The organism is Mycobacterium colombiense, from assembly GCF_003284975.1.
Taxonomy (GTDB): domain Bacteria; phylum Actinomycetota; class Actinomycetes; order Mycobacteriales; family Mycobacteriaceae; genus Mycobacterium; species Mycobacterium europaeum_A.
Genome location: NZ_QMEU01000124.1, coordinates 1 through 11,693 on the forward strand (window position 1 = coordinate 1; position 11,693 = coordinate 11,693).

Annotated in this window: 17 protein-coding genes; 10 read left to right on the plus strand and 7 right to left on the minus strand. The window is 67.4% G+C overall.

Going from position 1 to position 11,693, the window contains the following annotated elements; translation table 11 throughout:
* A partial coding sequence (locus DQP58_RS23395) for a DUF3710 domain-containing protein (protein WP_133259425.1) occupies positions 1-604 on the minus strand: 604 nt, incomplete at its 3' end.
* A 46-nt stretch (positions 605-650) separates the two neighbouring features.
* Positions 651-1,115, minus strand: coding sequence for a dUTP diphosphatase (gene dut, locus DQP58_RS23400; protein ID WP_066860692.1), 465 nt, complete (start codon positions 1,113-1,115; stop codon positions 651-653).
* A gap of 25 nt (positions 1,116-1,140) precedes the next feature.
* Between dut and DQP58_RS23405 the strand changes: the two genes are divergently transcribed.
* Positions 1,141-1,626 (plus strand): DUF3093 domain-containing protein, encoded by a 486-nt coding sequence (locus tag DQP58_RS23405; protein ID WP_112710544.1) that lies wholly within the window; start codon positions 1,141-1,143, stop codon positions 1,624-1,626.
* A gap of 8 nt (positions 1,627-1,634) precedes the next feature.
* Here DQP58_RS23405 and DQP58_RS23410 read toward each other — a convergent pair whose 3' ends face one another.
* A complete protein-coding gene (locus DQP58_RS23410; RefSeq protein WP_036468275.1) occupies positions 1,635-1,937 on the minus strand; it encodes a DUF4193 domain-containing protein in 303 nt (100 codons plus the stop codon).
* 193 nt (positions 1,938-2,130) lie between these two features.
* Between DQP58_RS23410 and cei the strand changes: the two genes are divergently transcribed.
* Complete coding sequence (cei, locus tag DQP58_RS23415; RefSeq protein WP_112710545.1) at positions 2,131-2,781, plus strand: envelope integrity protein Cei; 651 nt, start codon at positions 2,131-2,133, stop codon at positions 2,779-2,781.
* A 9-nt stretch (positions 2,782-2,790) separates the two neighbouring features.
* On the opposite strand, the gene DQP58_RS23420 is transcribed toward cei, so the two are convergent.
* Entirely contained in the window at positions 2,791-3,675 is an 885-nt protein-coding gene (locus tag DQP58_RS23420) for an inositol monophosphatase family protein (protein ID WP_112710546.1), read from the minus strand.
* Between the two features lie 101 nt (positions 3,676-3,776).
* On the opposite strand from DQP58_RS23420, the gene ppgK reads away from it, so the two are divergent.
* From ppgK to DQP58_RS23435, 3 genes are all read left to right on the plus strand, one after another.
* Complete coding sequence (ppgK, locus tag DQP58_RS23425; protein WP_112710547.1) at positions 3,777-4,586, plus strand: polyphosphate--glucose phosphotransferase; 810 nt, start codon at positions 3,777-3,779, stop codon at positions 4,584-4,586.
* Between the two features lie 176 nt (positions 4,587-4,762).
* A complete protein-coding gene (locus tag DQP58_RS23430; RefSeq protein WP_112710548.1) occupies positions 4,763-6,301 on the plus strand; it encodes an RNA polymerase sigma factor in 1,539 nt (512 codons plus the stop codon).
* A gap of 126 nt (positions 6,302-6,427) precedes the next feature.
* Positions 6,428-6,835 (plus strand): Rid family hydrolase, encoded by a 408-nt coding sequence (locus tag DQP58_RS23435; protein ID WP_112710549.1) that lies wholly within the window; start codon positions 6,428-6,430, stop codon positions 6,833-6,835.
* Here DQP58_RS23435 and DQP58_RS23440 read toward each other — a convergent pair.
* Positions 6,790-7,149: a DUF952 domain-containing protein gene (locus tag DQP58_RS23440; RefSeq protein ID WP_112710550.1), complete on the minus strand. Its 360-nt coding sequence runs from the start codon at positions 7,147-7,149 to the stop codon at positions 6,790-6,792. The two genes, DQP58_RS23435 and DQP58_RS23440, sit on opposite strands and share 46 nt — an antisense overlap.
* Before the next feature lie 132 nt (positions 7,150-7,281).
* On the opposite strand from DQP58_RS23440, the gene DQP58_RS23445 reads away from it, so the two are divergent.
* Together DQP58_RS23445 and DQP58_RS23450 are read left to right on the plus strand one after the other, a co-directional pair.
* Positions 7,282-7,467: a DUF7455 domain-containing protein gene (locus tag DQP58_RS23445; RefSeq protein WP_007774888.1), complete on the plus strand. Its 186-nt coding sequence runs from the start codon at positions 7,282-7,284 to the stop codon at positions 7,465-7,467.
* 66 nt (positions 7,468-7,533) lie between these two features.
* Positions 7,534-8,538 (plus strand): YihY/virulence factor BrkB family protein, encoded by a 1,005-nt coding sequence (locus DQP58_RS23450; RefSeq protein ID WP_112710551.1) that lies wholly within the window; start codon positions 7,534-7,536, stop codon positions 8,536-8,538.
* Position 8,539: 1 nt separating this feature from the next.
* On the opposite strand, the gene DQP58_RS23455 is transcribed toward DQP58_RS23450, so the two are convergent.
* Positions 8,540-8,779 (minus strand): DUF3039 domain-containing protein, encoded by a 240-nt coding sequence (locus DQP58_RS23455; RefSeq protein WP_044485021.1) that lies wholly within the window; start codon positions 8,777-8,779, stop codon positions 8,540-8,542.
* Positions 8,780-8,849: 70 nt separating this feature from the next.
* Between DQP58_RS23455 and DQP58_RS23460 the strand changes: the two genes are divergently transcribed.
* The 3 genes from DQP58_RS23460 (at position 8,850) to DQP58_RS23470 (ending at position 11,241) form a co-directional block, all read left to right on the plus strand.
* Positions 8,850-9,296 (plus strand): DUF3099 domain-containing protein, encoded by a 447-nt coding sequence (locus DQP58_RS23460; RefSeq protein WP_112710554.1) that lies wholly within the window; start codon positions 8,850-8,852, stop codon positions 9,294-9,296.
* 166 nt (positions 9,297-9,462) lie between these two features.
* Positions 9,463-10,422 carry a sigma-70 family RNA polymerase sigma factor SigB gene (sigB, locus tag DQP58_RS23465; protein WP_007774892.1) on the plus strand — a complete coding sequence of 320 codons (960 nt, stop codon included), beginning with the start codon at positions 9,463-9,465 and terminating at the stop codon, positions 10,420-10,422.
* 129 nt (positions 10,423-10,551) lie between these two features.
* Positions 10,552-11,241, plus strand: coding sequence for a metal-dependent transcriptional regulator (locus DQP58_RS23470; RefSeq protein WP_112710553.1), 690 nt, complete (start codon positions 10,552-10,554; stop codon positions 11,239-11,241).
* A 34-nt stretch (positions 11,242-11,275) separates the two neighbouring features.
* Here the strand turns inward: DQP58_RS23470 and DQP58_RS23475 are convergent.
* Positions 11,276-11,693: DUF4192 domain-containing protein (locus DQP58_RS23475; RefSeq protein ID WP_133259426.1), on the minus strand; the 418-nt coding region annotated here is incomplete at its 5' end.

An 11,693-nucleotide genomic window follows, 5' to 3' on the forward strand; every position in this document is an offset into this window, starting at 1 on the left:
CGGGCAGCTGCACGGTCAGCGGCGTGCGCACCGGCAGCGGGGTGTCGCCACGCCGAACCACGGTGTCCGCCAAGGCCGCTCGCGCCTCCTGCTCCAAGGCTTCCATCGTCTCGTGCGGGCCGTTGATGACGCAGCGGATCATCCAGCGATAGCCGTCGACGCCGATGAAACGGACGACGCCGGTGGCGGTGCCCACCACCTCGCGACCCCACGGGCCGTCCTTGATGCTCACCTGGGCCGAATCGTTGCGCAGCGATTCGGCGAGCTCGCTGGCGACTTCACGCCACAGCCCGCCCGTCTTGGGCGCGGCGTAGGCGGCGATGGTGAACCGCCCGTTGGGCGTCACCACCCACACCGCGCTCGGCACACCGGTTTCGGTCAGCTCGACCTGCAGCTGCCCGGCCTCCGGCATGGGAATCAACACCGAGCCGAGGTCGAGGCGGGCCAACTCCGCGACCGCCGGGTCGTCGAAGTCCTCGATGTCGAACGGTCCCTCGAGCTCCTCGGGGGCCGGCTCGTCGGCGTCGCGGGCCGCCACCGCGTCCGGGGTGTCGGCGCCGGTGGCGTCGTCGTCTTTGGGTGTGCGCTTACCGAATGCAGCCATAAGCGCCGCTCCTCCTCATCGCTTCGCTCTGCATCGTCACCGGCGCTCACAAACTCGCATGTCCGCCGGAGGAACCGTGACCACCATCGCCACGGGATGTTTCGGCCAGCCCGGCCTCGTCGAACGACGACACCTCGACCAACTCCACTAGTTCGACTCGCTGCACCAGCAATTGGGCGATGCGATCGCCGCGGTGTACCACGATCGGATCGGTCGGATCCAGGTTGATCAGCGCAACCTTGATCTCGCCGCGATAGCCCGCGTCGATGGTACCCGGGCTGTTGACGATCGAAAGTCCCACTCGCGCAGCCAAACCCGACCGCGGATGCACCAGGCCGACCATGCCGAACGGGATGGCGACCGCGACCCCCGTTCGCACCAGGGCGCGGCGCCCCGGCTCGAGTTTGACGTCTTCGGCGCTGTAGAGATCGATCCCGGCGTCGCCCTCGTGGGCGCGGCTGGGCAGCGGAAGCTCGGGGTCAAGGCGGACGATGGCCAGACTGGTCGACACGGGGGCACAGACTACCCTTGACTGCGTGTCCGATACGCGCGTCGCGCCGCACAACGTGCGGTATCGCGAACGATTGTGGGTCCCGTGGTGGTGGTGGCCACCGGCCTTCGCGCTCGCGGGCATCATCGCTTTCGAATTCAACATGGGCGTCACCCGCCAATCGACCTGGTGGCCGTACGCGGCGCTGTTCGCGGTGGCGGCCGCGGCGTTGTTGTGGCTGGGCCGCTTCGAGATCCAGGTGACCGCCGACCCGACCGTGCCCGGCGAAGTGCAGCTGTGGGCCGGCCGGGCGCACCTGCCGGTCACCGCGATCGCCCGGTCTGCGCAGATAGCCCCGTCAGCCAAGTCCGCGGCGCTGGGCCGCCAGCTCGACCCGGCCGCGTACGTCCTACACAGGGCGTGGGTGGGGCCGATGATCCTGGTCGTGCTCGACGACCCGGACGATCCGACGCCGTACTGGCTGGTGAGCTGCCGTCACCCCGAGCGGGTGTTGTCGGCCTTGACACGGTAGCGCAGCTATCAGGCCGCGCAGTCGGTACAGATCATCACGCCGTTCTTCTCGCTGGCCAGCCGACTGCGGTGTTGCACCAGAAAGCAGCTCGAGCAGGTGAACTCGTCGGCCTGCTTCGGAATCACGCGCACCGACAGTTCTTCCCCGGACAGGTCGGCACCCGGCAGTTCAAAGTTCTCAGCGGATTCAGATTCGTCGACGTCGACGACGGCCGAAGCCGCCTCGTTCCGTCGCGCTTTGAGCTCCTCCAGCGAGTCCTCCGAAACGTCGTCCGTCTCGGTGCGCCGTGGAGCGTCATAGTCGGTAGGCATATCTCTTCCCCTGCCCTATTGCCTCTGCATGCCCGCGATATCCAAGCATCGCTTTGTACCAGCGTCGAACGCATCCACCAAATGATTCGTGCCCGTATCGCGGCCCATTAAGGTGTGATTTACGTCACACCTCTATTTTCACCCTTGCGCTCGTCTCTGAACAGTGGGTTTAGCGTGCGGCTAGAGTGCACCTGTGGTCACGCAAATCACAGAGGGTACAGCGTTTGACAAGCACGGTCGGCCTTTTCGGCGCCGCAACCCCAGGCCCGCCATCATCGTGGTGGTTCTTCTCGCCGTGGCCACCGGCGTGGTCTGGACGATCGCGCTGACGCGCCCCGCCAAGGTGCACGAGGCCGTGGTGTGCAATCCACCGCCGCAGTCGGCCGGTTCGGCGCCGGCCCAGCTCGGCGAGCAGGTGTCCCGCAGCGCGATGATGGATGTCACGCCCGCCAAGCTGGCCGACACCAAGGTTCGCGTCCTCAACGCCAGCGGCCGGGGCGGCCAGGCCGGCGACGTCGCCGGCGCCATGAAGGACCTCGGCTTCGCCCAACCGACCGCCGCCAACGACCCCCTGTATGCGGGCACCAGGCTCACCTGTCAGGGCCAAATCCGTTTCGGCACCGCCGGACAGGCCACCGCGGCCGCCGTGTGGCTGGTGGCGCCGTGCACCGAATTGTTCAACGACAACCGCGCCGACGACTCCGTCGACCTGGCGCTGGGCACCGACTTCAGCGCGCTGGCGCACAACGACGACATCGACGCCGTGCTCGCCACCCTGCGTCCCGGCGCCACCGAACCCTCAGATCCCACGCTGCTGGCCAAGATTCACGCCAGCAGCTGCTGACGCGGGCGGTCAATCCAGGATCGGATCCAGACCGTTGAAGCGCTCCAGCACGGCCAGGAGTTCGTCGGCGATTCCGGGCGCGGCGGCCAGCGCCAGGCCGGCCCCGGTCACTCCGGGCGCGGGCAGGACCACCCGGGCTCCCGCCTCGGAGGCGATCAGCGCCCCCGCGGCGCGATCCCACACCTGCAGACCGTGCTCGTAGTAGGCGTCGAGCCGGCCCGAGGCGACCATGCACAGATCCAGTGCCGCCGAGCCGATCCGGCGGACATCGCGGACCACGGGCAGCATGCGCGCCAACAGCGCCGCCTGTGCCGTGCGGCGCTGGCGCGAATAGCCGAAACCGGTGCCCAGCAACGCCATCGACAGATCGTCGACGGCGGCGCTCTGCAGCGGCTGCGTCGCCTCGTCGTCAGCGACATGCGCGCCCAGGCCGAGCGCCGCCGAGTACACCCGATTCCCGACGACGTCGGCGACCGCCCCGGCCACCGACTCGCCGTCGACCTGGGCGCCGACCGACACGGCGTAGGCGGGGATGCCGTAGACGAAATTCACTGTGCCGTCGATGGGATCGAGCACCCAGGTGACCGTCCCAGGGGGCGTAGCCCCAAAATCCCCGGCATCGTCGGGACCGCCGCCTTCCTCACCGAGAATCGGGTCCCCGGGCCGTAATTCGGCCAGCCGGTCGCGCAGCAGCCGTTCCGTTTCGGTGTCGACCACGGTCACCGGATCGGTCGGGGTGCTCTTCGATCGCACCGCGCCAGTGTCTGACGTGTGCAAGCCCGCCTCGGCGCCGAAAACCTCTGTCCGCCGACGCCTCACGAACGCGGCGGCCTCCGCGGCCAAGGTTTCGGCGACCGATCGCAGGCCTACAAGCTCGTCATCGGAAGGGGTCACCGGTCTATCGGATCACAGTCGCCGGGGTCACGCAGACGCCGCGGGCCGCACCGCCGCGGCGCTAAGGTGAGCGGACAGCCCAGTCACGCCGAGGAGATTCGATGACCAGCACCGACTCGACCACGGACACGCCCGGCGTCGCCGCCGGCGACGGGAGGCCGGCGCGCCGCGGATTCGGCATCGACGTCGGCGGCAGCGGCATCAAGGGCGGCATCGTCGACATGGACACCGGGCAGCTGATCGGCGAGCGGGTGAAGCTGCTGACCCCGCAGCCCGCGACGCCCTCGGCGGTCGCCAAGACCATCGCCGAGGTGGTCAACGCTTTCGGGTGGACCGGCCCGCTCGGCGTGACCTACCCCGGGGTCGTCACGCACGGCGTCGTGCAGACGGCGGCCAACGTGGACAAGGCGTGGATCGGCACCAACGCTCGCGACATCATCAGCGCCGAACTGGACGGTCAGGACGTCGTCGTCCTCAACGACGCCGACGCGGCCGGGCTGGCCGAAGAGCACTACGGGGCGGGCAAAGGCCAGTCGGGACTGGTGGTGTTGCTGACCTTCGGCACCGGGATCGGTTCGGCGGTGATTCACAACGGGACGCTGATTCCCAACACCGAGTTCGGCCATCTCGAGGTCGGCGGCAAGGAGGCCGAGCAGCGGGCCGCGTCCTCGGTCAAGGAGCGCAACGGCTGGTCGTACGAAAAGTGGGCCAAGCAGGTGACCAAGGTGCTGATGAGCATCGAGAACGCGGTATGGCCTGATCTGTTCATCGCGGGCGGCGGCATCAGCCGCAAGGCCGACAAATGGGTACCGCTGCTGACCAACCGCACCCCGGTGGTGGCCGCGGCGCTGCTCAACACGGCCGGGATCGTCGGCGCGGCGATGGCCGCCACCTCGGACGTGACGCACTGATTTCGCCCGGCAGAGCCGTAGGACCCCGCACTGTCGTTACAATGGTGCTCGGCGAATGCCCAACCGACAGCGTGCGACTACTCACGCTGATACCAACGCCGACATCGACATAGCAGACACTTTCGGTTAACCATGCCCACTACCCACCGAGAGTGAGCCCAAACGAAGGGGTGTAAGTGGCAGCGACGAAAGCAAGCCCGGCAACGGATGGGCCGGTGAAACGCACCGCCACGAAGTCTCCGTCGTCCCCCGCAAAGCGACCGGCGGCCAAGGCTGCCAACGGCTCGGCGCCCGCGAAGCGGGCCGCCAAGACAGCATCGCCGTCCGCCGAGGCCGATGGGGCCGCCGATACCAAGAAGACGCGCGCTGCGGCCAAGGGCGCCGGCGCCAAGACGCCGTCCGCGCGTGGAACCAAGGCGGCCAAGGGCGGCCCGGCCGATCCCGACGCCATCGATTCCGACGGTGCCGTCGAGGATCTGGACAACGAGCCCGACCTCGAGGGTGAGCCTGGCGAGGACCTCGACATCGACACCGACCTGTCCCTCGACGACCTCGAGGAGGACGTAGCGGCCGGCGGCGAAGACGCCGAGGAGGGCGACGCCGACGTGGCCGAAGGCGAGGACGAGCCCGAGGAAGAGGCCGCCGCCAAGCCCGCCAAGGCCGCCGACGCCGCGGCCGAGGAGGACGAGGAGATCGCCGAGCCGTCCGAAAAGGACAAGGCCTCCGGCGATTTCGTGTGGGACGAAGACGAGTCCGAGGCGCTGCGGCAGGCCCGCAAGGACGCGGAGCTGACGGCCTCGGCCGACTCGGTTCGCGCCTACCTCAAGCAGATCGGTAAGGTCGCTCTGCTCAACGCCGAGGAAGAGGTTGAGCTGGCCAAGCGGATCGAGGCGGGGCTGTACGCCACGCAGCTGATGACCGAACTGGCCGAGCGCGGCGACAAACTGCCCGCCGCCCAGCGTCGCGACATGATGTGGATCTGCCGCGACGGTGATCGCGCGAAGAACCATCTGCTGGAGGCCAACCTGCGACTGGTCGTGTCGCTGGCCAAGCGCTACACGGGTCGCGGTATGGCGTTCTTGGACCTCATCCAGGAGGGCAACCTGGGTCTGATCCGCGCGGTCGAGAAGTTCGACTACACGAAGGGTTACAAGTTCTCCACGTACGCGACATGGTGGATCCGTCAGGCCATCACCCGCGCTATGGCCGACCAGGCCCGCACCATCCGTATCCCGGTGCACATGGTCGAGGTCATCAACAAGCTGGGCCGTATCCAGCGCGAGTTGCTGCAGGACCTGGGCCGCGAGCCCACGCCCGAGGAGCTGGCCAAGGAAATGGACATCACGCCCGAAAAGGTGCTGGAGATCCAGCAATACGCGCGCGAGCCGATCTCGCTGGACCAGACCATCGGTGACGAGGGTGACAGCCAGCTCGGCGATTTCATCGAGGACAGCGAGGCCGTGGTGGCGGTGGACGCGGTGTCGTTCACGCTGCTGCAAGACCAGCTGCAGTCGGTCCTGGAGACGCTGTCGGAGCGCGAGGCGGGCGTAGTACGGCTGCGTTTCGGCCTCACCGACGGCCAGCCGCGCACGCTGGACGAGATCGGGCAGGTTTACGGCGTGACCCGTGAGCGCATCCGCCAGATCGAGTCCAAGACGATGTCGAAGCTGCGCCACCCCAGCCGTTCCCAGGTGCTGCGCGACTACCTGGACTAGCCGATCCGCCCCGAAACGGTTGGCGCACAAGCCATCTCGACGTCAGCGTGACCCGGTAAGCCAAACACGGGCTGCCGCCGAGAAATTCGGCTGCGGTGGCGGCTCCGCCGTCGTACCGTGAGGCGCATGCCTAGCAACCGCACAGTGGTCTCGTCCGGCTCCGCCTTCGAGTCGGCGGTCGGTTACTCGCGCGCGGTGCGGGTCGGTCCGCACGTGGCGGTGGCCGGAACAACCGGGGCCGGGCCTGCCGACGACATCGCCGCCCAGACTCGAGATGCTTTGCGCCGCATCGAGGCTGCGCTGGGTCAAGCGGGCGCGGCGCTCACCGACGTGGTGCGCACCCGCATCTACGTCACCGACATCTCGCGCTGGCGCGAGGTGGCAGCGGTGCACGAGCAGGTCTTCTGCGCGATCCGGCCCGCGGCCACCATGGTCGAGGTCTCGGCGCTCATTGCGCCCGAGTTGCTGGTGGAAATCGAAGCCGACGCCTACGTCGACGCCGGCGGGAAGGTGCCGTCGTCGACCGGCGGGTAGGCGGTGACCCGGACCACGGCGGCCACCGGCAGCGGGCCGTACAGATGCGGGAACAGCATCGACTCGGGATCGGTTGGCACACCCGGCTCCCACCGCACCGGCGCGGTGAGCCGCGCGGGGTCGATGTGCAACAGGACCAGGTCGTCGCGTCCGCGGTAGAGCCGATTGGCCGGCAGGTGCACCTGCTCGGGCGTCGACAGATGGATGAACTCGCCACCGCCGGTGTCCTCCGGCAGGATGCCGCCCAGCCGGCGGGCCCGCGCCCACTGCTCGGTTCCGCACAGATGCACCAGGACGTTCGGGGCGAAGGTCACACTGCGACACCCTAGAGATCGCTTAAACCAAACCTGACCAGGTCGTGAGAAACGACACACCCGATAACGATCGGGGAACAAGGCGAAAACGCCATACGTCTGAGAAAGTGAAAGTACGAGAACGGAGAAGCCATGAATGCAACTCTGACGAGTCCAGAACTGACCCGGGCTGACCGCTGCGACCGCTGCGGTGCTGCGGCCCGTGTACGCGCCAAGCTGCCTTCCGGACTGGAGCTTCTCTTCTGCCAGCACCACGCCAACGAGCACGAGGCGAAGCTGACCGAGCTGGACGCCGTGCTGGAGTTCAGCGAAAGCTAAGCCGCGGCGAACTCGCCCATCGCCAATGTGGGCGGTGCGAGCGATCTTCGGTAATGCTGGACGGGTATGAGCGAGCAGGTCGCAAAACCGTCGCGCCACCACATTTGGCGAATCACCCTGAGGACTCTTTCCAAGAGTTGGGACGACTCGATTTTCTCGGAGTCGGCTCAGGCCGGTTTCTGGTCGGCGCTGTCACTTCCGCCGCTGTTGCTCGGGCTGCTGGGCACGCTGGCGTATGTGGCGCCGCTGTTCGGCCCCGACATGCTGCCCAGCATTCTGCGTCAGCTGATCTCGACGGCGCACAGCGTGTTCTCCCGCAGCGTGGTCAACGAGATCATCGAGCCGACCGTGCGCGACATCGCCAACAACGCCCGCGGTGAGGTGGTGTCGCTGGGTTTCATCATCTCGTTGTGGGCGGGGTCGTCGGCAATCTCGTCGTTCGTTGACTCCGTGGTCGAGGCGCATGACCAGACGCCGTTGCGCCACCCGGTGCGCCAACGCCTGTTCGCGTTGTTCCTCTACGTGGTGGGGTTGGTGTTCGTGGTGGCGACGGCGCCGTTGGTGGTCCTGGGCCCACGCAAGGTGGGTGAGCACATTCCGGTCAGCCTGGCCAACGCGCTGCGCTACGGCTACTACCCGGCCTTGATCCTCGTCTTGATGATCGGGGTCGTGATCTTGTACCGCGTGTCGTTGCCGGAGCCGCTGCCTACGCATCGGCTGATCTTCGGCGCGGCGCTGGCCACCGCGGTGTTTGTGATCGCCACCCTGGGCCTGCGGATCTACCTGCAGTGGATCACCAGTACGGGTTACACCTATGGCGCGCTCTCGACGCCGATCGCATTCCTGCTGTTCTCGTTCTTCGGGGGCTTCGCGATCATGATCGGCGCCGAACTCAATGCCGCCATCCAAGAAGAATTCCCCGCGCCCAGGACGCATGCGCACCGGCTGCGCAGATGGCTGCTGTCGCGCTCGCCCGCGCTGGCGAAGGCGGCGGACACTCTGTCCAATCCGGTGACCACGAATCCCATCACCGCGCAACGGGACGTCGCGCCGGCGGAGCCGCCCGGCTAGGTCAGTCCTTCTTCATCCGGTCGTAGATCTGCTTGCAGTCCGGGCAGACCGGTGAGCCCGGCTTGGCCGCCTTGGTGACGGGAAATACCTCGCCGCACAACGCCACGACGTGGTTGCCCATGACCGCGCTCTCCGCGATCTTGTCCTTCTTGACGTAATGGAAGTACTTCGGGGTGTCGCTGCCGGTCCCGTCGTCGACGCGTTCGTCGGTCTCGGTGCGTTCGATCGTTTGGGTCTGCATATCTGACATTGTGCACTGCTCGCCGGGCGCTGCGCGCGGCCCAGAAACCGTCCGGGCGGGAGTCGGCCAGTTGTGGGACAGTGGAGAAATGAAGCACGGCTCCGATCCGGGGTTCGACGACCGGTTCGATGACTTCGACGGCAACAAGAGCCGCCCGGTGCTCATCACCGCCGCCGCGACCTCGTACGAGGAGCAGCATCGTGCGCGGGTCCGTAAGTATTTGACCTTGATGGCGTTCCGCATCCCGGCGCTCATCCTGGCCGCGGTCGCCTACGGCGCGTGGCACAACGGGCTGATCTCCCTGGCGATCGTGGCGGCCTCCATCCCGTTGCCGTGGATGGCCGTGCTGATCGCGAACGATCGGCCGCCGCGCAGCGCCGAGGAGCCGCGCCGGTTCGACGACGCCCGACAGCACATTCCCCTGTTCCCGCGGGCCGAACGTCGCGCGCTCGAGGCGCCGCGACCGCCGCAACCGGACTGGCCTCCCGGCGCCCGCGGCGGAATTGATCCCGACTAGCCGTCGTTTCCCCGAAGGTGCCGCCGTCGCGGACTTCTCAGGACATTCTCAGGTCGACGGCACATTCCTGCACGTCAGGACGTGTGAGATAGGGAATCGCTGGGAACTCTCAGAGCTGATCTGTCGTTGAACTCGATGACAGAACAAAGCCGAACGGGAGGTCGCTATGGCGAACGCCAGCACGAGCAGATTTGACGGCGATCTGGATGCTCAAAGCCCCGCAGCGGATCTAGTGCGCGTATATCTGAACGGAATCGGTAAGACGGCACTGCTCAATGCGGCGGGTGAGGTCGAACTCGCGAAGCGCATCGAGGCCGGACTCTATGCCGAACACCTGCTCGCAACGCGTAAGCGCCTCGGGGAGAACCGGAAACGCGATCTAGAGGCCGTGGTGCGCGATGGTCAGGCGGCGCGTCGTCACCTGCTGGAAGCCAACTTGCGTCTGGTGGTGTCGCTGGCCAAGCGGTACACCGGTCGCGGCATGCCACTGCTGGACCTGATCCAGGAGGGCAACCTCGGGCTGATCCGCGCCATGGAAAAGTTCGATTACACAAAGGGATTCAAGTTCTCGACCTACGCGACGTGGTGGATCCGTCAGGCGATCACCCGCGGCATGGCCGACCAGAGCCGCACCATCCGGCTGCCGGTCCATCTGGTGGAGCAGGTCAACAAGCTGGCGCGGATCAAGCGCGAGATGCACCAGAACCTGGGACGCGAGGCCACCGACGAGGAACTGGCCGCCGAGTCCGGTATCCCGGTGGAAAAGATCAACGACCTGCTCGAGCACAGCCGCGACCCGGTGAGCCTCGACATGCCGGTCGGTTCCGAGGAGGAAGCACCGCTGGGCGACTTCATCGAGGACGCCGAGGCGATGTCGGCCGAGAACGCGGTGATCGCCGAGCTGCTGCACACCGACATCCGCAGCGTGCTGGCCACCCTGGACGAACGCGAACACCAGGTCATCCGGTTGCGTTTCGGCCTGGACGACGGTCAGCCGCGCACCCTGGACCAGATCGGCAAGCTGTTCGGCCTGTCCCGCGAGCGGGTCCGCCAGATCGAGCGGGACGTAATGTCCAAACTCCGCAACGGGGAGCGCGCCGACAGGCTACGGTCGTACGCGAGCTAACACCTCACTCGAGCTAGGTAGCAGACGGTATGCCCGCCGCGTCCGCGGCGGGCATACTGCTTGCCTGGGAGGCGTTACAACCATTCGCGCAGCTGGCCAAGTAGACTCAGCGTCGACGGAGGGTGCTGAATGAACGACCTGGTTGACACCACCGAGATGTACCTGCGGACCATCTACGACCTCGAAGAAGAGGGCGTGACGCCGCTGCGTGCCCGAATCGCCGAACGTCTGGATCAAAGCGGGCCGACTGTCAGCCAAACCGTGTCGCGCATGGAGCGGGACGGTTTACTTCACGTGGCCGGCGACCGCCACCTCGAGCTCACCGACAAGGGCCGGGCGCTGGCCATTGCCGTGATGCGCAAGCACCGCCTCGCCGAGCGATTGCTGGTCGATGTCATCGGGCTGCCCTGGGAAGAGGTGCATGCCGAGGCGTGCCGCTGGGAGCACGTGATGAGCGAGGACGTCGAGCGGCGGCTGGTGAAGGTGCTCAACAACCCGACCACCTCGCCCTTCGGCAACCCGATCCCCGGGCTCCTGGACCTGGGCGTGGGCCCGGAGTCCTGGTCCGAGGACGGTCCCCTGGTCCGGCTGACCGAGCTGCCCGCGGGCGCGCCGGTGGCGGTCGTGGTGCGGCAGTTGACCGAGCACGTTCAGGGCGACATCGACCTGATCTCCCGCCTGAAGGACGCCGGTGTGGTCCCCAACGCGCGCGTCACCGTCGAGACCAGTTCCGCCGGGGTCACCATCGTCATCCCGGGTCACGAGAACGTCACCCTGCCGCACGAGATGGCGCACGCGGTCAAGGTCGAGAAGGTCTGACCCGGGCGCTTGGCGCGGTTCGCCGCGCGTGCCACTACCCCACCCTGCGGCCGAACGGCCGGCGCGCTGGCAGCCGCACGCCGAACTGCTTGGCCAGCCGGTAACCGGTCAGCGCCAGGTCCCTGATGTCGTCGGGCCGCAGACCGGATTGCAACGCGGTGTCCAGCATGACCGCCATCCGATGGTCGGGGTCACACCGCAACGCCTCCGCCAGCGACACCCCGGCGAGCGGGCCGTCGCCGCGGGCATAGGCGCTGAACGCGAGCAGAACCAACGCCTCGACCCGCCAGGGCGGGGGCAACGTGCGCGCCAGCAGCGCCCACAGCGACTCGGCCTCGCCGGCGCTCTCCCCCACCGCCAGGGCATACAGGATGTCGCGTACCTGCGCGTCGCACAGTGCGCAGCCCAGCGTCGCCACCTCCGCGTCCGACAGCGATTCCCCACCTGCGACC